This window comes from Streptomyces brevispora (assembly GCF_007829885.1).
GTDB classification, from domain to species: Bacteria; Actinomycetota; Actinomycetes; order Streptomycetales; family Streptomycetaceae; genus Streptomyces; species Streptomyces brevispora.
The window spans coordinates 1-20720 of the sequence record NZ_VIWW01000001.1 but is presented as its reverse complement, the minus strand read 5'-3'; the positions used below and the strand labels follow the sequence as shown (position 1 = coordinate 20720).

The 20720-nt window shown below is 70.3% G+C and carries 18 protein-coding genes and 1 pseudogene; 8 read left to right on the top strand and 11 right to left on the bottom strand.

Going from position 1 to position 20720, the window contains the following annotated elements; all coding sequences use genetic code 11:
* Nucleotides 1–100 precede the first annotated feature (100 nt).
* Nucleotides 101–265 (top strand): annotated as a pseudogene (locus FHX80_RS35335) (rhodanese-like domain-containing protein); the annotation flags it as partial.
* Between the two features lie 46 nt (nt 266–311).
* Here the strand turns inward: FHX80_RS35335 and FHX80_RS00090 are convergent.
* A complete protein-coding gene (locus tag FHX80_RS00090; protein WP_145762204.1) occupies nt 312–1997 on the bottom strand; it encodes a DUF885 domain-containing protein in 1686 nt (561 codons plus the stop codon).
* 38 nt (nt 1998–2035) lie between these two features.
* Nucleotides 2036–2554 carry an Lrp/AsnC family transcriptional regulator gene (locus tag FHX80_RS00085; protein WP_145762203.1) on the bottom strand — a complete coding sequence of 173 codons (519 nt, stop codon included), beginning with the start codon at nt 2552–2554 and terminating at the stop codon, nt 2036–2038.
* 59 nt (nt 2555–2613) lie between these two features.
* Here FHX80_RS00085 and FHX80_RS00080 point away from each other — a divergent pair, with 59 nt between their 5' ends.
* Entirely contained in the window at nt 2614–3855 is a 1242-nt protein-coding gene (locus FHX80_RS00080; protein ID WP_145762202.1) for a trans-sulfuration enzyme family protein, read from the top strand.
* Here the strand turns inward: FHX80_RS00080 and FHX80_RS00075 are convergent.
* Nucleotides 3791–5200 carry a GNAT family N-acetyltransferase gene (locus tag FHX80_RS00075; RefSeq protein WP_145762201.1) on the bottom strand — a complete coding sequence of 470 codons (1410 nt, stop codon included), beginning with the start codon at nt 5198–5200 and terminating at the stop codon, nt 3791–3793. The genes FHX80_RS00080 and FHX80_RS00075 overlap by 65 nt on opposite strands.
* A 199-nt stretch (nt 5201–5399) precedes the next feature.
* Nucleotides 5400–6857 (bottom strand): MocR-like pyridoxine biosynthesis transcription factor PdxR, encoded by a 1458-nt coding sequence (pdxR, locus tag FHX80_RS00070; protein ID WP_145762200.1) that lies wholly within the window; start codon nt 6855–6857, stop codon nt 5400–5402.
* A 47-nt stretch (nt 6858–6904) separates the two neighbouring features.
* Here pdxR and FHX80_RS00065 point away from each other — a divergent pair, with 47 nt between their 5' ends.
* From FHX80_RS00065 to FHX80_RS00055, 3 genes are all read left to right on the top strand, one after another.
* Nucleotides 6905–8035, top strand: coding sequence for a DMT family transporter (locus FHX80_RS00065; protein ID WP_145762199.1), 1131 nt, complete (start codon nt 6905–6907; stop codon nt 8033–8035).
* A 684-nt stretch (nt 8036–8719) separates the two neighbouring features.
* Nucleotides 8720–9604 carry an RNA polymerase sigma-70 factor gene (locus FHX80_RS00060; protein ID WP_145766998.1) on the top strand — a complete coding sequence of 295 codons (885 nt, stop codon included), beginning with the start codon at nt 8720–8722 and terminating at the stop codon, nt 9602–9604.
* A 302-nt stretch (nt 9605–9906) separates the two neighbouring features.
* Entirely contained in the window at nt 9907–10674 is a 768-nt protein-coding gene (locus FHX80_RS00055; protein WP_145762198.1) for a GntR family transcriptional regulator, read from the top strand.
* Between the two features lie 54 nt (nt 10675–10728).
* On the opposite strand, the gene FHX80_RS00050 is transcribed toward FHX80_RS00055, so the two are convergent.
* The 3 genes from FHX80_RS00050 to FHX80_RS00040 all read right to left on the bottom strand — a co-directional run bounded on the left by FHX80_RS00050 (nt 10729) and on the right by FHX80_RS00040 (nt 13836).
* A complete protein-coding gene (locus tag FHX80_RS00050; protein WP_145762197.1) occupies nt 10729–11886 on the bottom strand; it encodes an ROK family transcriptional regulator in 1158 nt (385 codons plus the stop codon).
* A gap of 122 nt (nt 11887–12008) precedes the next feature.
* Nucleotides 12009–12659 (bottom strand): response regulator, encoded by a 651-nt coding sequence (locus tag FHX80_RS00045; protein ID WP_145762196.1) that lies wholly within the window; start codon nt 12657–12659, stop codon nt 12009–12011.
* A gap of 4 nt (nt 12660–12663) precedes the next feature.
* Nucleotides 12664–13836, bottom strand: coding sequence for a sensor histidine kinase (locus tag FHX80_RS00040; RefSeq protein ID WP_145766997.1), 1173 nt, complete (start codon nt 13834–13836; stop codon nt 12664–12666).
* A 108-nt stretch (nt 13837–13944) separates the two neighbouring features.
* On the opposite strand from FHX80_RS00040, the gene FHX80_RS00035 reads away from it, so the two are divergent.
* The 3 genes from FHX80_RS00035 to FHX80_RS00025 all read left to right on the top strand — a co-directional run bounded on the left by FHX80_RS00035 (nt 13945) and on the right by FHX80_RS00025 (nt 16268).
* On the top strand, nt 13945–14883 hold the full coding sequence (locus FHX80_RS00035; RefSeq protein ID WP_145762195.1) for an ABC transporter ATP-binding protein: 939 nt from the start codon (nt 13945–13947) through the stop codon (nt 14881–14883).
* A 2-nt stretch (nt 14884–14885) separates the two neighbouring features.
* Nucleotides 14886–15623, top strand: a complete 738-nt coding sequence (locus FHX80_RS00030) for an ABC transporter permease (protein WP_145762194.1) — start codon at nt 14886–14888, stop codon at nt 15621–15623.
* A gap of 207 nt (nt 15624–15830) precedes the next feature.
* Nucleotides 15831–16268, top strand: coding sequence for a hypothetical protein (locus FHX80_RS00025; RefSeq protein ID WP_145762193.1), 438 nt, complete (start codon nt 15831–15833; stop codon nt 16266–16268).
* A 188-nt stretch (nt 16269–16456) separates the two neighbouring features.
* On the opposite strand, the gene mug is transcribed toward FHX80_RS00025, so the two are convergent.
* The 4 genes from mug to FHX80_RS00005 form a co-directional block, all read right to left on the bottom strand.
* The gene (mug, locus tag FHX80_RS00020) at nt 16457–17020 is read right to left on the bottom strand and encodes a G/U mismatch-specific DNA glycosylase (RefSeq protein ID WP_145762192.1); all 564 of its coding nucleotides are present in this window, start codon (nt 17018–17020) and stop codon (nt 16457–16459) included.
* 19 nt (nt 17021–17039) lie between these two features.
* A complete protein-coding gene (purB, locus tag FHX80_RS00015; RefSeq protein WP_208764549.1) occupies nt 17040–18482 on the bottom strand; it encodes an adenylosuccinate lyase in 1443 nt (480 codons plus the stop codon).
* Between the two features lie 292 nt (nt 18483–18774).
* Nucleotides 18775–19575: an SAM-dependent methyltransferase gene (locus FHX80_RS00010; protein ID WP_145762191.1), complete on the bottom strand. Its 801-nt coding sequence runs from the start codon at nt 19573–19575 to the stop codon at nt 18775–18777.
* 187 nt (nt 19576–19762) lie between these two features.
* On the bottom strand, nt 19763–20605 hold the full coding sequence (locus FHX80_RS00005; protein ID WP_145762190.1) for an SGNH/GDSL hydrolase family protein: 843 nt from the start codon (nt 20603–20605) through the stop codon (nt 19763–19765).
* Nucleotides 20606–20720 lie beyond the last annotated feature (115 nt).

The following is a 20720-nucleotide window of genomic DNA, read 5'->3' as shown; positions in this document are numbered from 1 at the left end:
GCCCCCTGCGGCGGCGTCCCGGGGGCAAGGAGCCCGTCGGCCGCGGCGAGCAGCTCCAGGCCGTCGGTGCGCTCGCCGCGGCGCCGGGCGGCGGCGGCCAGCACCGTTCGCCCTCGCCGGACTCGGCTACCGGGTCAAGGAGATGCTCGGCGGCTTCGAGTACTGGGTGCGCGAGGGCTTCCGGTTCGAGAGCCGGCAGGGGCCGGAGCGGCGCCGCGCCGACCCGCTCACCGCGCCGGCCGGCTCTGGGGACTGCGGTTGCTGACGGCGGCGGGCCGGGCCCGGGGTCGAGTCCCGGCCCGCCGGCCCGGTCAGAGCTTCGACAACTCGTCGACCAGGTCGTCCAGACCCAGCGGCCCCTGCGACAGGGCGGCCATGTGCCAGGCCTTGAGGTCGAAGGAGTCCCCGTGCGCCGCGCGGGCGTTCTCCCGGCCGAGCAGCCAGGCGCGTTCACCCAGCTTGTAGCCGATGGCCTGCCCCGGCATCGAGAGGTAGCGGGTCAGCTCGCTCTCCACGAAGTCGGCGGGCCGGCCGCTGTGGTTGCCGAAGAACTCCTGGGCCAGCTCGGGCGTCCACCGTTCACCGGGGTGGAACAGGGAGTCGGCCGGGATCTCCAGCTCCGCGTGCATACCGATGTCCACGATCACCCGGCAGGCGCGCATCATCTGCGCGTCCAGGTAGCCCAGGCGGCGCTCGGCGTCGGGCAGGAAGCCCAGCTCGTCCATCAGCCGCTCCGCGTACAGCGCCCAGCCCTCGGCGTTGGCGCTGACGATGCCGACGGACGCCTGGTAGCGCGAGAGGCTCTCCGCGACATGCACCCACTGGGCGAGCTGGAGGTGATGACCGGGAACGCCCTCGTGGTACCAGGTGGAGACCAGGTCGTACACCGGGAACCGGGTCTCGCCCATGGTCGGCAGCCAGGTGCGGCCGGGGCGGGAGAAGTCCTCGGACGGGCCCGTGTAGTACGGCGCCGCGGCGCCGCCGGGCGGGGCGATCCGGGACTCCACCTTGCGGACCCGCTCGGCGAGTTCGAAGTGCGTACCGTCCAGGGCCTCGATCGCCTCGTCCATCAGGCTCTGCAGCCACGCCTGGACCTCGTCGACGCCCTCGATGTGCTTGCCGTGCACATCGAGGTGGGCCAGCGCCTCCCAGGGGCCCGCCCCGGGCAGTACCTTCTCGGCCTCGCTCCGCATCTCCGCGAGCAGCCGGTGATACTCGGACCAGCCGTACGCGTACGCCTCGTCGAGATCGAGGTCGGTGCCGTTGAAGTAGCGCGACCAGCGGGCGTACCGCTCACGGCCCACCACATCGGGCTCACCTTCGATGGCGGGGGCGTACACCTCGCGCATCCACTGGCGCAGTTCCTCGAGCGCCTGCGTGGCCTGCCGGGCACCGTCGTCAAGTCCGGTGCGCAGAGCGGCCGGGCCCGCGGCGGCGAAGTTCTGGAAGAACCCCGTCGTACCGTCGCCGATCCACTCGTCGAGCTGGCCGATGAAGGTGGCCGTGGCGCGCGGACCGCCGTAGAGCTTCCGCTCCAGGCCGAGCGCGAGCGACTCGCGGTACCCGGCGAGCGCGGCCGGAACCGCTCGGAGGCGTTCGACGACCGCCGCCCAGTCCTCGTCCGTCTCGGTGGGCGTCACGGTGAACACCTCACGGATCGCGTGCGCCGGGGAGTGCATGTTGGAAACGGTGCGCAGCGCCTCATCGGCCTCGTGGACGGCGAGTTCGGCCGTCAGCCGCTCACGCAGGAGACGGCCGCAACGGCGCTCTGCGTCATCGGCCGCACCGGGCAGTTGTTCCGCACGGTCGAGCCGGGCCAGCGTGGTGCGGGCCAGTCCGGCCAGTTCCTCCTGGCCGGCGGGGGAGAAATCAGGGAGGCGGCGCGAGCTTTCCGCGACACCCAGATAGGTGCCGGAAATCGGGTCGAGTTGAATGAACGCGTCGACGTAGGCGTCGGCGATCTGGCGGGGCAGCGCGCTGCTCGGAGTGTCTGACATGTGGACATCCTCGTACGGGGAGGGTCTCCCCGTCACCATCAAAAGGGCTCGGAGGCCTGACTTGTGCCCGGCCCGGCCGCGATGGCGGAGGGCGGCAGCATCGGTCCGCACTCCCATTGCTGGAAGATCAGCCTGGTTTCCACCCGGGCGACTTCGCGGCGCGAGGTGAACTCGTCCAGTACCAGCCGCTGCAGATCGGCGGTGTCGGCAACGGCCACATGGACCAGATAGTCGTCGGGACCGGTCAGATGGAAGAGCGCCCGGGACTCGGGCAGCGTCCTGATCCGCTCGACGAACGGGCCGATGAGTTCTCTGCGGTGCGGCCGGACCTGCACCGAGAGCAGCGCCTCCAGCCCGCGGCCCAGTCTGGCCGGATCCAGTCGCAACTGGTGTCCGAGGATGACGCCCGTGCGGCGCAGCCGGGTGACCCGGTCCAGGCATGTGGACGGGGCGACCCCGACCTCTGCTGCGAGATCGCGGTAGGTGGTCCGGGCATCGTTCTGCAACAGGCGCAGAATATGCAGATCCACCGTGTCGAGGGCGATGGAATCGGTCATTCGCCGAACGTAGCACGGGCCTTGGCCCAGATCTTCCGGCAGCTGTTCAGAGTAGTGACATGGACACCGAAGCCTCGATGGCGCCCTCGACGACAACCCGGTCCAGGGCGCTGGCCACCGAAGCCGTGCACGCCGGACGCGACGACCTCGCGGCTCTCGGCCTGCACGCCCCGCCGATTGACCTGTCCACCACCTACCCCTCGTACGACTCCAGGGGAGAGGCGGAGCGGATCGACTCCTTCGCCGCCACCGGTGCCCGGCTCGACGGGCCGCCGGTCTACGCCCGGCTCGACAACCCGACCACCGCCCGATTCGAGACGGCCCTGGCCCGGCTCGAAGGGACCGCGAGCGCTGTGGCGTTCGCCAGCGGCATGGCGGCGCTCACTGCCGTTCTGCTGGTCCGCGCGAGCATGGGGCTGCGCCATGTGGTGGCGGTCCGTCCGCTGTACGGCTGCAGCGACCATCTGCTCGGTGCCGGGTTGCTGGGCACCGAGGTGACCTGGACCGATCCGGCGGGCATCGCCGACGCGATCCGCCCCGACACCGGTCTGGTGATGGTGGAGACCCCCGCCAATCCGACGCTCGCCGAGGTGGACATCCGGTCGGTCGCCCACTCCTGCGGCTCCGTTCCGCTGCTCGTCGACAACACCTTCGCGACGCCGGTGCTCCAGCGGCCCGTCGAGCACGGCGCGCGGATTGTGCTGCACAGTGCGACGAAGTACCTCGGAGGCCACGGTGACGTGATGGGCGGAGTCGTCGCCTGTGACGAGGAGTTCGCCGCCCGGCTGCGCCAGGTGCGTTTCGCCACCGGCGGAGTGCTGCATCCGATGGCCGGTTACCTGCTGCTGCGCGGCCTCGCCACGCTGCCGGTACGGGTGCGGGCCGCGTCCGCGTCCGCCGCGGAGCTCTCCCGCAGGCTGGCCGCCGACCCGCGGATCGCCCGTGTCCACTACCCGGAACTGGGCGGCGCGATGGTCTCCTTCGAGATCTTCGGGGACCCGCACCGGGTGATCGCCGCGGTACGGCTTATCACGCCCGCCGTCAGTCTCGGCAGCGTGGACAGCCTGATCCAGCACCCCGCCTCCATCAGCCACCGCATTGTGGACGAAGGAGACCGGCAGGCGTCGGGGGTCGGCGACCGGCTGCTGCGGATGTCGGTCGGCCTGGAGGATGTCGAGGATCTCTGGGCCGATCTCTGCCAGGCGCTGAGCAGTGAGGAGCCCCTGCGTCAGGACTTCAGTGACTCGCCTGCTCGTACGGCGGCAGAGACCGTACCGAAGTCGCGTCCAGCCGGGCGGTGATCACGAGCGTGCCGTCCTCGATCTGGTAGTCGAGCGGCAGCGAGAGCGCGCGCATGGTGGCGACCATCCCGGTGTTGGACGCCTGGGTGACGGCGTAGACGCTCTCGCAGTCGGCCTCGACGGCGAGGGCCACCAGGCGGGCGAGGAGCTCGGAGCCGATGCCGCGGCGCTGCCAGTCGTCCTCGACGAGCAGGGCGACCTCGGTCTCGTCGCCGTCCCAGAGCAGATGACCGAGGGCGACCAGTCGGCCGGAGGCCGTCTGCACGGCGAGCGTGCGGCCGAAGCGCGGGCTCAGCAGGTGGTCGAGATAGCGGTCGGCATCCTGTACCGGGCCGTGGTAGCGCAGCCGTAGCGTCTGCTCCGAGCAGCGGTCGTGCATGGCGCGGGCCGCTTCGAGGTCCGTGCGGTCCGCCCGGCGTACGGTGATCGCGTTGCCCTCGGGCAGGGTGAGGACGTGCTCGCTGCGCGGGACGCGGGGGCCGAGCCGGGCGTCGAGCTCGACCAGCGCGCGTGCCCTGGCGAACTCCGTGGGCGTGAACGGGAGATGGGGCCGCTCCACGGTGATGACGCCGCCCGCCGGGTCGCGCAGCCGCATCGCCGTCTCCTCCAGTACCCCTTCGACGGGCGCGCTCTCACCGGTGGCGCGTCCGTTGATCGAGACGGCGGGCAGCGAGTGGATGGTGCACCGGCCGAGCAGCTGCCGCAGGGCGAGGGGGAGTTCGGCGGCGTCCAGGGCGGTGCGGGTGGCGAGACCGAGTACCCGGGTCGGAGCGTCCACCAGGTCATGGGCGTCGGCGCGCTCGATCCAGGTGGAGCTGCCGCCCGCGGCGGAGATCTCCCGGGTCAGCTGCGGTGCCGGAAGCGTGGCGGGGGCGCGCAGCAGGAACTCGTCGACCGTGCCCCGGGCCAGTGGGTGCGTCTGAAGGGTCAGGATGTCGATCCGGTGCTGGGCCAGCACGATGCAGAGCGCGGCCAGGCTGCCGGGGACGTCCCTGACCGTGGTGCGCATGCGCCACAGCGTCGTCTCCCCGGACCCGGTATCCGATGCGGGGGAGACGGCCGCCGCTGCCCGCTGCACGGCGGAGCCGTCCGGGGCGGACACCCTGTCGGTATCCGGCGGTGGTGCGTGGCTGTGCCGCCGGGCCCACCAGGTGTGGAACGCGGCAGTCGCGGTCAGCGCCAGGGCCGATGCGATGAGCAGATACGGTCCGTCCGGCTGGTGTCCGATCAGGTTGGCGATCGCGTCGGCAACGGCGACCGCGGTGAACAGGGCGGCAAGTTCGATGAGATCCCGTCGCCAGTGGTGGGGGCGGCGGGCACTCTTCGCGGAGGTCACATCAGTCATGCCCTCACTGTGACCGAGCGGTGTTGCCTGATCACGAACGCCTTGTGACCGATGGGTTAAGTGTGGATCTAGTCGCCTATCGTCTATTTTCGGCCGATTGACCAGGGCATTCGAGCCATGCGCCGGTCAGGTTTCAGACGGCCGCCCGGCCCCGGGACCTGCGTCCAGCCGTGCCGCCTGAGCCCGCTTCACCGTCCGCTCAGCGCAAGCCCTGCTGAGCCTCGGCCAGCAGCCGCACCCCCCGGGTGATGTCCACCGGCGCCAGTTGCGCGTAACCCAGTACCAGGTTCACAGCACGGTCCGCGGGCGGCGCCGTGCCGCATTCGCTCAGCAGCCGCAGCGCGATTCCGGCACCGGCGGCCCTGGCGGTGAAACCGGCCTCGGGGCCGTACCGTTCGGGCAGCCGGGCAATGATGTGAAGCCCCGCGGCGATACCGCTGACCTCGGTGCCGGGGAAGTACTCGGCCAGCGCCGCTGTCAGGGTGTCGCGGCGTTCCCGGTAAGCGCGCTGGCAGCGCCGCAGCTGACGGTCGTAGCCTCCCCGGACAATGAAATCGGCGAGTACCGCCTGGTCGACCGCCGGATTGCCGAGATCCATCGTGCGCTTGCGGGCGACGATCTCATCCGTCATCGACGCCGGTGCCAGCAACCACCCGAGCCGCAGACCCGGTGCCAGCGACTTGCTCACCGAGCCGGTGTACGCGACGTGCTCGGGATCCAGGCCCTGCAGGGCGCCGACCGGAGCCCGGTCGTAGCGGAAGTCACCGTCGTAGTCGTCCTCCATGACCACTCCGTCGACGTCCCTCGCCCAGTCCAGGAGCAGACTTCGGCGGGCGGCGGAGTACGCGATCCCGGTGGGGAACTGATGGGCCGGAGTGGTCATCACGGCGCGGACCCCGGAGCGCGCGAGCGGCTCGGTGGCGAGGCCCTCGTCGTCGAGCGGCAGCCGGGACGTGGCCAGACCCGTCGAAGCGAAGAGCGAGGAGTGTTCGGGGCTCCCGGGGTCCTCGACACCGACCGTGCGCATCCCGCGTCCGTGCAGCACGAACCCGAGCAGTGTCGTCGCCTGCGCCACGCCCGAACAGACCAGCAGACGTTCCGGATCGGCCACCACCCCGCGACGCCTCGTCAGCAGGGCCGCGAGCGCCACCCGCAACTCGGGCAGCCCACGTGGATCGGGATAGCCCAGGGCGCTGTGCGGCAGCCGGCCGAGCACCGAACGGTGGGTGGCGGCCCAGGCGCTGCGTGGGAAGAGCGAGAGGTCCGGAGTGCCGGGCCGGAAATCGACGAGCGTGCCGGGAGTGCGCGGGGCGAGATCGCGGGCCCAGCCCGCCGCCGCCCGCACCGAGCCGCTGACCCATGTCCCCGCCCCGCGGCCGCTGCGCAGGTAGCTCTCGGCGGTCAGCTGCTCGTACGCCTCGGTGATCAGACCGCGTGAGACGCCGAGATCGGCGGCGAGTTCACGACTGGACGGAAGCCGCGTCCCCGGCGTCAGACGGCCGGACCGGACCGCTTCGCGCAGCGCCGACTGGAGGGCGCGACCACGTCCGCGCGCCGGGGCGGACGCTGCCGGAAGTAGCAACTCCCAGGCGGCGGAGACCGATTCCCGGCCCCTGCCGCCGCCGTCCGGTACTGGATTGGTCCCCGAAGAGGTCATGGGAGTGGACCTTAAACCGGACCGCCGAGCTGCCTAGCGTCAGTGCCATGAACGTGACCTCCCTGCGCGGAGCCCTCCTCGCCACCGTCGCCTGCATCCTCGTGGGTGCTTCCTTCACCGCCAACAGTGTCCTCGGCGACTACCCGTACGCGGGTGGCCAGGCGCTGCGCTACGGCCTCGCCGGCCTCCTCCTCCTGCCACTTCTGCGACGGGGTGGAGCGCCCCCGCCCGCTGCCGTACTGCGCGCGCTCAGCGGCCGCCAGTGGGGGCGGCTCGCTCTGCTCGCGGCGGTCGGAATGGTTGGCTTCAACCTGGCGGTCCTGGCCGCCGAGCGGTCCGCGGAACCTGCCGCTCCCGGAGTCTTCGTGGGGTGCGCCCCGATCGTCGTGGCGGTGCTCGTGCCGTTGCTGGACGGGCGCCGGCCGGCCCGCGCCGCGCTCTACGCCGCCGCGCTGGTCGCCGCGGGCGCCTTCACGGTCCAGGGCTGGGGCCGTACGGACACGGCGGGCATCCTCTGTTCCGTCGGTGCGCTGGCGGGCGAGGTGGGCTTCGCCGTCATCGCCGTACCCGTTCTGCGTCCGCTCGGCCCGAAACTGCTGTCCGCCACGGTCTGCGTGATCGCCGCCGCGGAGTCGGCCGCGCTGGGGCTGCTGCTGGACGGCGGCAGCTTCCTGCGAGTGCCTTCACCCGGTGAGGCGGCGGCACTGGTCTGGCAGGCCGCCGTGGTCACGGTCGTCGGATTCGTCTGCTGGTACATGGGCATGCAGCGCATCGGCGCCGAGCGCGCCACGCTCTTCTCCGGTCTGATCCCGGTCTCCGCCGCGCTGACCGCTCCGCTGGTCGGCGCCGGTTCCTACGGTGTCGCACAGGCCGCAGGCAGCTGTCTGGTCGCGCTGGGGGTGGCGCTCGGATCGGGCGTTCTGCGCCGGCGCCGGCTCGTGCCCGGTACGGCCTCGGCGACTGGCGCCGAGGATCACCCGCGCCACGAGAGCCGGGTCGTCGTTCATCGAGCCATGGTCACAGCGGGGCAGCCGGGTACCGGGGACGGTGGGCTTGGCCCGGGTCCCCCGGCGACGCAGGAGCAGCCGGTCGCTGCTGCCCCGGGCGACGGTCACCGGCAATCCCGGCACATCATCGGTGAACAGGACATCGCGTCCGGCGTCCGGCGCCTGGCGTAACCCGGTCGGCTCGCGCAGGGCGACGGTCTCCGAGACCGCGGCCTTCGGTGAACGGCGGCCGGGACGAGCACAGATGGTGCCGGTCAGGACCACACGACCGGCCGCTGCACGGGAGCGCCGCTCGACGAGCGGCAGTGACATCGACCCGGCGGCTGGTCGCATGGCGCGCAACGCGCCGAACGTGTAGCGCTTGGTCCAGAACCCCGCGGGCGAGAGTGCCGTCACCGAGCGCACGAGCTTCTCGCGCCTCGACTTCTGTGCCGGCGGCCTGCCGAGCGGTAGCCCCCCACATGGGGGAGGTCCACGCCCAGGGCTTGGCAGAAGGCCCCGAGCAGCGGTGCCACGGTCGCCGGGTCGTTCCACGGCGAGGACGGGGACCGCCGGGTCCCAGGCCTGGCGGTGGTGGCCGATGCGGTGGAGCAGCAGCGGAGCCCCGGCACCCGTCCGCTCGTACGCGACGGACGTGGTCCACGGTCCGCGGGTCCGCAGTCCACGGGGCGACTCGAGGGTGAAGGAAACCGTCGCCGGCAGGGAGATGCTCCCCGGTGTTCCGGCGCGTGGTGGTCTTGCCTGCAGGCGGCTCAGGCAATCCGGCAGCAACAATTGCCGCCAGGTGGACGGGAGTTCAAGATGGCCGGGCGATTCGAACTGGACACCGTGCGGTACGTCGGCTGGGATGGGGCGGTGACAGCCGACACCGTGACCGACGTCTTCGAAGAGCACCGGCCCGTACTCACCGGGGTCGCCTACCGCATGCTCGGCCGGATCGCCGACGCGGAGGACGTGGTCCAGGAGGCGTGGCTCCGCTGGTCGTCCGTGGCGCGGGAGGACGTGCGCGAACCGCGCGCCTTCCTCGTGAGGATCGTCACCCGTCTCGCCATCGACCGGCTGCGCCAACTCCGGACGCGACGAGAGGCGTACGTCGGGCCCTGGCTGCCGGAACCCCTCGTCACCGACTTCGGTCCCAGCCTTCCCGACACGGCGGAGCAGGCCGTGCTCGCCGACTCCGTGTCCGTCGCGGTGCTCGTCGTCCTCGAATCGCTCTCCCCGCTGGAGCGCGCCGTCTTCGTCCTGCGCGAGGCCTTCGGCTTTCCGTACGGAGAGATCGCCACGACGCTCGACCGGACCGAGGCCGCCGTCCGTCAGCTCGCGGGGCGCGCCCGACGTCATGTGGAGGAGCGCAAGCCGCGCTACGACGTCGATCCCGTCCACCGCCGTGACCTCACGGAACGCTTTCTCGCGGCGGCCGCGGGCGGTGACATCGAGGAGTTGCTCGCACTCCTCGCGCCGGACGTGCGACTCGTCGGCGACAGCGGCGGGAAGTCGAAGGGGCCGCTGCGGATCCTGCAGAGCGCGGACAAGGTCGGCCGCTTCCTCCACGCAGTCGCTCAAGAGCAGGCTCGGGACCTGGAGGTCAGGAGCCTGGAGGTGAACGGTGGGCCGGCGCTGCTGGTTCTCGTCGGCGGAAAGGCCGACTGTGTCATTCAGGTGGATGTGCGGGACGAAGCCATCCAGTGTGTATATATCATTCGCAATCCTGACAAGCTCACCACTTTCATCGGTACGTAGCCGCTGGGGTCCGCTGATCACTTCAACTGGCATATTGCCTTCCGCTTGACCTGCCCGACAGTCGCCCGAATCGCCCTCAAGCCCCACGGACCTGCCCGGACGTGGGGTTTTGTGCTGCGCGCGGCAAACCGGTCCGCGAACGTCCTGTGAACGCTGTGCGGCAGAACCCCGTTTCACAGCGTTACCGGCTAAGGATTGGTCTTGACCAAGGGGGTGCGTCGTCCTATGGTCGCAACGTTAAGACAGGAACCTTTAATAAATAACGTCGCGGAAAAGCCGACGGGCGATTGCGGAGGACAAGGGTGGGGACCACGCAGCTGGAATCGGTACAGGAGCCGAAGTACTGGCACCTCAAGACCGTGCTCAGTGAGGCACTCGACTCGGACTTTGCGGTGGGAGAGATCCTTCCCAACGAGCGCGAGCTCGCCGCCCGGTTCGGCGTCGCCCGGGCCACGCTTCGGCAGGCACTGGAGCAGCTCGAACTCGAAGGCAGACTGCAGCGCCGCCGGGGGGTCGGGACCACGGTCGCGCCGCCGCGCGTGGGCGTGGCCGTCTCCACGGCTCAGCACGACTGGACCGGCGGTGGCGCGGGCGAGGCATGGCAGTCGGTGGACTGCCGGACCGCGGCCGCACCCGTGGCGGTGGCCGGCGCGCTCGACGTGGGGTGCGAGGAGCCCGTCCACATCGTGCGCCGGATCCGGGTCAGCAACGGGCAGGCTGTCGCGGCGGAGCTGCTGTACGTGCCGTCGTCCTCGGTTCCCGAACTCTCCGCCATAGAAAATCCGTCCGGCTCCGCCAGAGCCCGCAGCGTCGTGCGTGAACTGCACCGGCTCGCGCTCGACGGCCAGGACCGCTCGGTTGAGCTCGGTTCGGCCCGCGCGGACGATGCCAAGGAGCTCGACCGGCTTCCCGGGGCGCCCGTCCTCGTCGTCACCACCCGGTACCTCGCCGCAGGCGGCACCGCGGCCGTTTCCGTCGCCACCTACCGCGCCGACACCTGCCGGCTCACCTTCGGCGACTCGGGCGACGTGGAGATCAGCCACCACGACCAGGAGCGCCGGGCATCCTGACCGGGTGCCTCCCGGGGCGCCCGGCAGGAACCCCCGACGATCGGCCCGTCGCACTCAGCGGCGGGCCGTCACCGTTCCCTCCACCGCGAAGAGCTGCTCCTCGACGTGGTCGAGTGCCAGCCGCAGCGCTCCCGTGGCCACAGCGGCCTCGCCGAGCAGTGACAACGCCACCCTCGGGGGCCGAAGGCAGTAGCGGGCCAGCTCGCCGCGGAGCGGGTCGAGCACCCCGTCCAGCCCGGCTGCCCACCCGCCGACGACCACCAGCTCGGGATCGAGTGCCAGCACCAGCGCCGCGACATCGTGGACCAGCCGCTGAATGAACCGCTCGACCGCCGCCTGCGCCTGTTCGTCGCCGTGCCGCGCCTTCGCGAAGACAGCGGCCACCGCATGCTCGTCAAGCGGGTCCAGAGGCGTGTCCGTCGTGGACAGCAGCCGCTCCGGTGTGACGCCACGGCCCAGGAGGTGCAGCGCCCCGATCTCGCCCGCCGCACCGCCGAAACCACGGTGCAGCCGTCCGCCGATCAGGGAACCCGCTCCCGGACTCAGCCCCGCCAGCACGAACACGATGTCGTCGGACTCCGTGGCCGCGCCCTTCCAGTGCTCCGCGACGGCTGCGGCGTTCGCATCGTTCTCCACGAGAACCGGGCAGCGGAAGGAACGCCGCAGCCGCTCGCCCAGCGCCAGGCCGGTCCAGTCCGGCAGTGCGGTACCCAGCCGGACGGTGCCGTCGGCCTCCACGATGCCCGGGCTGCCGACCCCGACCGCCCGCAGGCTGCTGCGGGCCACGCCGGTCCGCCGCAGGACGTCGGCGACCACGGTCCGCACCTTGTCGAGGCGGTCGTCGGCGCAGGCGGTCTCCGACACCTCACGGGAGCCGGCGCCTATGATCCGGCCGTCCAGGCCCGACAGCAGCGCCGAGACCCGGTGCGGGCCGATCTCGATGCCCAGCAGATGTCCGGCCTCGGCACGGAACCGGAACCGGCGGGCCGGACGGCCCTGCCGTCGTGCCTCGGCACCGTCCGGCGCCGACTCGACGACCAGACCGGCTTCGAAGAGCCCTTCCACGACGCCCTCGACCGTCGGCCGGGACAGACCGGTGATCCGGGTCAGGTCCGTGAGGGTCGGGGAACCGGCGCCCCTGAGGGCGTGCAGCACCACAGCGGAATTGATCCGACGCAGCAACGACGGGTCCCCACCGGTCAGCCGGCTCACGGTGTGTCCTCCCAGCTCGTGCGCATGTCAGGCGGATCGTACTCGTTGCTCAGGGGCAGAGCGACTGCGGGACGCAACGCCCCTGCGGGAACGACCGGGATCAGCTGGGGTTCCGCTCGGGTTCAGCTGGGCGCGACGAATCCGGACTCATAGGCAGCGATGACCGCCTGGGTGCGGTCCCGGGCACCCAACTTCGCGAGTACGGCGCTGACATGGGTCTTCACCGTCTGGACGCCCACCACGAGCTTGGCGGCGATCTCGGCGTTGGACAGGCCCCGGGCCATCAGCCGCAGCACCGCGGCCTCGCGCTCGGTGAGCGAAGCCCTGTCCATAACCTCCCGCGCCCTGCTCGTACCGTATTCGGCGGCGAGCTGTCGGACCGCCGCCGGGAACAACAGGGACTCACCCTCCGCCACCAGCCGCACCGCGTTCACGATCTCGACGGGCCGGGCCCGCTTGAGGAGGAATCCATCAGCCCCCGCGCGCAGCGCCTCGTAGACGTACTCGTCGTTCTCGAACGTCGTCACCACAAGGATCTTCGGCGGATCGGGCACCGTGCGCAGCACCACCCGGGTTGCCTCGATGCCGTCCATCAACGGCATACGGACGTCCATCGCCACGACGTCGGGTCGCAGCTGACGCACCAGCGGGATCACCGCGGCACCGTCACCCGCCTCACCGACGACCTCGATATCGGTCTGGGCCTCCAGGACCGCACGCAGACCCGCGCGGACCAGAGGTTCGTCGTCGACCAGAAGAACGGTAACCGGCATGCGGTCAGCGTATGCGGTCCAGCGGAAGGCTCGCGTGCACTATCCATTCCCCTCCGTACAGGCCGGTCTTGGCATTTCCGCCCAACAGGGCGGCTCTCTCCCGGATACCCCGCAGCCCACTTCCACCCCCGGACGTACCGGTCGAACCTATATACGGGTTGGTCACCTCCAACTCCAGCCGTCCTTCCGCAACGGTGATACGGACCCGGACGGGGACGGCCCCCGAGTGTCGCAGGGCATTGGTGAGGGACTCCTGAAGGATGCGGTATCCCTCACGGGACACCGAATCCGGTACTTGCGTCAGCGGACCGGACACCTCGGCATCGACCTCGGCCCCGGCACCCCGCGCGGAGTCCAGCAAACGGTCCGCCTCACTGAGTGAAGGCCGTTGCCCGGGAGGCTTGCCCGACTCACGCAGCACCCTCAGTACCCGCTCCAGGTCCTCCAGCGCGTCACGGCCGGTCTCCTCGATCGCCATCAGCGCCCGTTCGGTGAACTCCGGGTCGTGCGCCGCCCGAGCGGCACCCGCCTGCACCACCGCCACCGTCAGGGCGTGCCCGATCGAGTCGTGCAGCTCGCGCGCGATCCGGTTGCGTTCAAGGAGTTGCTCGGTGCGTTCCTCCAGCATTGTCAGCCGCTGGGCCGGCGTCGGGCCCAGCAGCCAACGGGCGGCCGCGGTGATCAGCTCTCCACAGCCGACGACCACGGCGAGCATGACCAGCAGCGGAACAGGAGCGAGAACCGCAGCCCACCAGTGCGCGCCCAGCCCGGCGGCAAGCCATTCGTCGCTCGGATTCCTGCCGAACGCCGAGCGGACGAGGTCGACCGTCGTAGCCGGCAGCCACACCGTGGCCAGGCCGGCCAGGCCCGCGCACAGCAGCCGCACCTCCAGCCAGAGCGCGGTCCGCCAGCGCTCGGACCAAGAGGTTGACGGTGCCACCGAGATCGTCGCATCGGGGTCGCCGCGCTCCGCGGGCGTCAGCAGCAACTGCCCCTGGGTCCCCTCGGCGAGCCGCATGCCGGGTATCAGGCCGACCAGAGCCGCGAGGGCGACGGGCACCCACGGCGTATCCATCGAGATGAACAGCCACACGCTCACGGGGGCGACCGGCATGAGCAGATGCAGCCAGCGGGTGTAGGTGACCGGCGCGGCCAACGGGTGGAGGAAGCGGAGCATGTCGCTCATCGTGCCAGCGTGCCCGGGGGCGGCGACTCCCCCGAGCGAGGGAGATGCTCCACTCCGGCGGGGGAGGACTGCCACCGGCGAGGCCGCCAGGCTGAGGACATGACCAGCATCGATGTCCACGAACTCACCAAGGACTACGGCGCGACCCGCGCCGTGGACCGCCTCACCTTCAGCGTACGGCCCGGCCGGGTCACCGGATTTCTCGGACCGAACGGGGCAGGCAAGTCCACCACCATGCGTCTGGTCCTCGGGCTGGACCGGCCGACCGGAGGCACCGCCACCATTGACGGACAGGCGTACGCAGCTCTCGACGATCCACTGCGCCGCGTCGGAGTGCTCCTCGATCCGCAGGCCGCTCACGGTTCGCGTACCGCCCGCAATCACCTGCTGGCACTCGCAACGAGCAACGGCATGGGCGGTGACCGGGTTGAGGAGGTACTGGAGGAGGCAGGTCTTGCCCAGGTCGGCGGACGCCGGATCAAGACGTTCTCTCTCGGCATGCGCCAGCGGCTCGGCATAGCGGCGGCGCTGCTCGGTGACCCGGAGGTGCTCATGCTGGACGAGCCGTCGAACGGGTTGGATCCGGAGGGCATCGTCTGGATCCGGGAACTGATGAAGCGGCTTGCCAGGGAGGGCCGCACGGTGCTCGTCGCCAGCCACCTCATGAACGAGACGTCGTCGTTCGCGGACCATTTGATCGTGCTCGGGCGGGGGCGACTCCTCGTCGACCTACCGATGCAGGAATTCCTCGACTCCCGCAGCCGGCCCAGGGTGCGGATGCGCACGAACGAATCCTCCCGGCTCGGTGAGGTCCTGACACGCAGGGGATACCGGGCCGCGCAGGGCGAGGACGGCCGTTGGACCGTCGAGGGAGTGAAGGCGGAGGAAATCGGAGCGATGGCAGCCAGAGAGGGCATCGCGGTCCTCGAGCTCATTGACGAGCAGGCCACGTTGGAACAGGCCTACCTCGAACTCACCACCGATGCAGCGGAATTCGCTTCCGCCGCTGTCCTGCCCCCCATCCGTCAGGAGGCCTGACCATGTCGACGACCGCAGTCCTGCGCTCCGAGTGGATCAAGATCAGATCGGTGCGTGCCATCTCGGGATCCCTGATAGCCGTCTACCTCGTCACCATGGCCGTCACGGTGCTCACTTTCGCCACCGTCGGTCAGGCCGAGGCGGACAACGCTGACGCCGAACTCGTCTTCGGCGCCTTCTACGCGCTGAACTTCGGTCAGATCGCGGCCATCAGCTTCGGTGCGACGGCGATTTCGTCCGAATACCTCAATGGCGCGCTGCGCATGTCGCTCTTGGCCGTTCCGCGCCGCACCCACTTCTACACCGTCAAGATGTCACTCGTCGGGGGAGCGGCTCTGGCGGTCGGCCTCACCACCGCCTTCAGCTCGTTCCTGGTGGGGCAGCTGTTCATGGGGGAGTACGCCATCGGGCTGGGAGAACCGGGCGCCCTGAGGGCGGCGTTCGGGGGCGGGATATATCTGGCTCTGATGGCACTCTTCGCGGCTGGGCTGACGGTCTTGCTGCGCAGCGCGGTTGCCGTTCTCAGTCTGCTCATCCCGTTCATCCTGATCGTCTCGTTCGTAGTCGGGGACATTGCGGGTACCGCGGCCGACTATCTGCCCGACCGGGCCGGACAGATGGTGCTGCACCAGAACCCGGAAGGCAGCCTCGGGCCCTGGGCAGGACTGGCCGTCACCGCGGCCTGGGCCGCGGTGACACTGTTGGCCGCAGGGTGGGCGCTGCGCCGCCGCGATGCCTAGTGCGGCGCCGCGCGACTGAGCATTCACCTGACTTGGAGCGCGCTCTGGCCGGTGTGCGTGCACGCCGGCGAAGTGGCGCCGTCCCCCTGGGAGGGGTGGAGGGATGGAGGGCTGGAGCGGTGTGGAACGACGGGACGAGATGGCTGAAATCGCCTCAAAGTGCAGTCAGGGGCTTCAGTTGTCAGTGCCGGGCGGTTTACTGACGGTATGAGCACCGCACATCACCTCCGCCTCATCGACGGGATGCGCACCCGAGAGTTTCCCGTGGAGCGCATCCGAACGGGCACGGGAGTCAGCGGGCCCGGCTATCACACCGTTTTCCTGCACGCGGACGACGATGGCTGGGACGAGGACGAGGCGGCGCGGCTGGATCACCGGGCGCAGTGTCTCGCGGAGCATGACGCGCTGATCACATTGCTCGGTGCGCGATGGGGGGAGCCGCAGATGATCAGCCTGTGGAGCGCTCAGGAGCGCATGATGTCAGGCGAAGTGATACCCGACCCCTGGGCCGAGACCGTCGCGGGCTGCGAATACTTCCGGCTCTGGCGCATCGAAGAACGGTGGATTGCCCTGGGGCTCTGTCTGGAGGAGAACGGGCCCGGGTGCGAGCTGACCGTCGTGGTGACGGAGATAGGCCCGCCGTGATCCGGGTGTATTGGTTCAGGTGAGTGTGGGGACAGATCGTGGCACCCCCGCTGACAGCGGCCCGTTGCAATGACTGTTTCGGCGGCTGGGCCGGATCGGGCCGGAAGGCGGGCACTGGTCCTGGCAGGCGACCCCGGCCCCGGCAGTCCGGCCTCCGGCAGTCCGGTGCCGGCAGCCGGTCCCGACAGTCAGTCCCTGGCGGTGTCAGTGAGGGGGTCCGGAGAGACGGCCATGCGGAGCCGTCCGTACTCCTCGGCCATCGATTGAGCGGTCCAATGGGCGTTGAGGCCGCTGGGGTTGGGCAGGACCCAGACGTGTGCTCCGGCGATGGTCCGTTCCTGCGGTCCGATTTGGGCCCGCCGTTGGCCGAATGCCGTTCGGTAGGCCGTGATGCCGACCACCGCCAGCCACTGTGGCCGCAGCCGTTCCACTTTTGCGGTGAGGATCTTTCCGCCCGCGCGGAACTCCTCGGCTGACAGTTCGTCGGCCCGGGCCGTGGATCTGGCGACCACGTTGGTGATGCCCAGTCCGTACCGGAGCAACTCGGACTGTTCGGAGGGCATCAACTGCCGCGATGTGAAACCCGACAGATGGAGTACCGGCCAGAAGCGATTGCCGGGGAAGGCGAAATGGTGGCCCGTGGCAGCAGTCATCAGGCTCGGATTGATCCCGCAGAACAACACACGCAGGCCGCCCGCGACCACGTCGGGAACAGTGCGGTCACGGGCGGCCTGGAGCTCGTCGGGTGTCATCGTCCGGTGGTGCGGGCCGTCAGAGGATGGAGCCCGGCGCGTACCCAGCGGCCTCCGGGTGCTGCTTGGTGATCTCCTCGATGCGGGAGACGAGCGCCGTGACCTGGTCGCCCGCCGCACCCGTGAACGAGAGCTTGTCGGCCATCAGGTCGTCCAGCTGGGCACGGTCAAGCGGGATGCGCTCGTCGGCGGCCAGCTTGTCCAGCAGCTCGTTGCGTTCCGTGCCCTGCTCACGCATGGCCAGGGCGGAAGCGACGGCGTTCTCCTTGATGGCCTCGTGGGCGACCTCACGCCCGACACCCGCGCGCACCGCACCCATCAGCACCTTGGTCGTGGCGAGGAACGGCAGGTAGCGGTCCAGCTCACGGGCGACGACGGCAGGGAAGGCGCCGAATTCGTCGAGCACCGTCAGGAAGGTCTCCACCAGACCGTCGAATGCGAAGAACGCGTCCGGCAGCGCCACCCGGCGGACCACGGAGCAGGACACATCGCCCTCGTTCCACTGGTCGCCCGCCAGCTCGCCGGTCATCGACGCGTAACCGCGCAGGATCACCATCAGGCCGTTGACACGCTCGCAGGAGCGGGTGTTCATCTTGTGCGGCATCGCGGACGAGCCGACCTGGCCGGGCTTGAAGCCCTCGGTCACCAGTTCGTGGCCGGCCATCAGTCGGATGGTCTTCGCGACCGAGGAGGGCGCAGCGGCCAGTTGCACCAGTGCGGTCACCACGTCGTAGTCGAGCGAGCGCGGGTAGACCTGGCCGACCGAGGTGAAGGCCTGTGCGAAGCCGAGGTGACCGGCGATGCGCTGCTCCAGATCGGCCAGCTTCCCGGCGTCACCGCCCAGCAGGTCGAGCATGTCCTGGGCCGTGCCGACGGGCCCCTTGATACCGCGAAGCGGATAGCGGCTCAGCAGGTCCTCAAGGCGGCTGTAGGCCACCAGCAGTTCGTCCGCCGCTGTCGCGAAGCGCTTGCCGAGCGTGGTGGCCTGTGCGGCGACATTGTGGGAGCGGCCGGCGATGACCAGCTCGCGGTACTCTCCCGCGAGCCTGCCGAGCCGGGCCAGCACGGCCACGGTGCGGTCACGCATCAGTTCCAGGGAGAGCCGGATCTGGAGCTGTTCGACGTTCTCGGTGAGGTCCCGGGACGTCATGCCCTTGTGGACCTGCTCATGGCCGGCGAGGGCGTTGAACTCCTCGATGCGGGCCTTGACGTCATGCCGGGTGACCTTCTCGCGCTCGGCGATCGAGGCCAGATCGACCTGGTCGAGGACGCGCTCGTAATCGGCGAGAGCGGCGTCGGGCACCTCGATCCCGAGATCCTTCTGGGCGCGCAGCACCGCCAGCCACAGCTGACGTTCCAGCTTTACCTTCTGCTCGGGGGACCAGAGGACAGCCAGCTCCGTAGAGGCATAGCGGCCGGCCAGGACATTGGGGATGCGAGGCTTCGCAGACACAGCAGTCACGTGTACGGATTCTACTGGCGGTTTGTGCAGGTCGGCGCCGCGGCCCGGTTTGTGGCTTGCTACGAGTGCCGGGCCGCACGTGCAGGGGCGTGGGTGCCGGGACGCGAGTGTCGGCTGCCTCTGCCGGGCACGATCACCCGCTCCTGGCCGAGTGGTGAGGGTCGAGTGCCCGTGGCGCGCGGCTCCGGGTGAGTGCCCAGGGGCGAGTGTTCAAGTACGGCTGGCCGCAGCGCCGGGCGGCTTGGGGGTCTGTGCGGCCGATCGGTCCGGAGCGCCGATCGGCCGGACGGGGCTACCGTTTGGCGGCCACGAATCCCCACTGGTCCACGGGTTCACCGGCCACAGGCCCTTCGGGGCGCCAGAGGCTGATCGAGCCGAAGCCCGGCTCCACCAGGTCGAGTCCGTCCGCGAAGGCCCCCAAGATCTCTTTGGGACGCGAGATGTACGGCCTGGCACCCCCACTGGCGTACTCGTCGGACGCGGCCTGGGTCTCCGGCGTTTCTATGGTGTCGCACAGCATCAGATAGCTGCCCGAAGGCAGGGCGCCCAGGTAGCTGTGGAGCAGCGCCGTAGCCTCGACCGCGTCTGCTACGTGCCCGAGTGTCGACAGCAACATCACTGCCACCGGACGGTCGAGGTCCAGCGTCCGGGCGGCCTCACGCAACACCGCCTTGGCGTCCGTCAGGTCCGCGTGCACATAGTCCGTCGCTCCTTCGGGTCGGCTGGACAGCAGGTCACGGGCATGAGCGAGGACGATCGGGTCGTTGTCGACGTACACGATGCGCGCTGTCGGGTCGACACCCTGGGCGATCTCGTGCGTCGCGTTCGCCGTGGGCAGGCCGGTACCGAGGTCCAGGAACTGCCGCACCCCCGCCTCGTCGGCCAGAAAGCGCACCGCTCGCGCCTGGAAGGCCCGAGAGGCGCGTGCTATCTCGATGATCTGCGGGTACAGCTCCCGCATCGTTGCCCCGAGCCGGCGGTCAGCCTCGTAGTTGTCCTTGCCGCCCAGCCAGTAGTTCCACACCCGAGCCGAATGCGGCGTGCCTGTGTCGATCCCGTCCACCGGCGTCCGGATGTCCTGCTCGTCAGCCATCGCCCCTCTTCACGTTGCTCAGCCTGTGCACGGACGATTTCCGTTCCACGTACGGCCATGCTTCCCCGAACCGCTTCGTCCACACCAGCACGGCCGGGCGCCAACTCCCTTACGGGGCAAGGTGGCAGAGCCTGGCGCAGCGGCCAGGAGCGGAGGTGGGTGCAGTGGCTCGGAAGGGAACGGACGGCTACTCGCCCGCGTTCACCCGGCGCCACGCGGCAACCGGCCCCAGAGCGCCGGCTTCGTCGGGGGTGATCCAGAAGGCCCGGCCCAGCTCGGCGTCGAACTGCGCTCCCGTACGTCCGTCCCCCGACGAGCGGCCGGTCAGGCGTCGTCCTATCCAGGGGAACAGGTGCTCGCGGGCGAAGCGCAGATCGTCGCCGCGCCGGGTGGCCCAGCGCGGCGGGACGGCGGCGGGCAGCAGCGACTGCCAGTCGTTCTCCGGCGGAAGGCCCAGCGTCTGCCACACCGCCTCGGCCACCCTGCGATGTCCCTCGGCGGTCAGATGCAACCTGTCGACGTCCCACATCCGGGGGTCTTCCAGCACCTGCGCCCCGTACAGGTTGACGACCTCCGCGCCATGCCGGGCGGCCAGGTCGTCGACGAGGGAGAACAACTCCTCCATCCGCGGCCGGAACCGTTCCATCACGGGTCCGTTGCGCCCGGGGCTGCGCATCAGTACCAGTTTTCCGCATGACGGCGCGAGGCGCTCCACGGCTTCCTCGAGCCGCCCGCGGACCATGCCCATGTCGCACTTGGGCCGCAGGGTGTCATTGAGACCGCCGACCAGCGTCACGACATCCGCCCGCATGCCCGCGGCGACGTCCACCTGCTCGTCGACTATCTGGCCGATGAGCTTCCCGCGCACGGCGAGGTTGGCGTAACGGAATCCTGGGGTCCGGGCTGCGAGCCGCGTGGCGAGGACGTCGGCCCAGCCCCGGTACGAGCCGTCGGGCAGCCGGTCCGACATGCCCTCGGTGAACGAGTCGCCGATCGCGACGAGACTGGTGTAGGTGGCATTCATTTCCATGGCGAAGCGATCGTATCGCGGGGCCGCCCGCCCCCTTCCGGACGGCCGGGCAGGGGCGGGCGGCCCCGGGGCCCGCCCGGGGTCGGGCCCCGCCCGGGTCCGGGTCGGGGCCGAG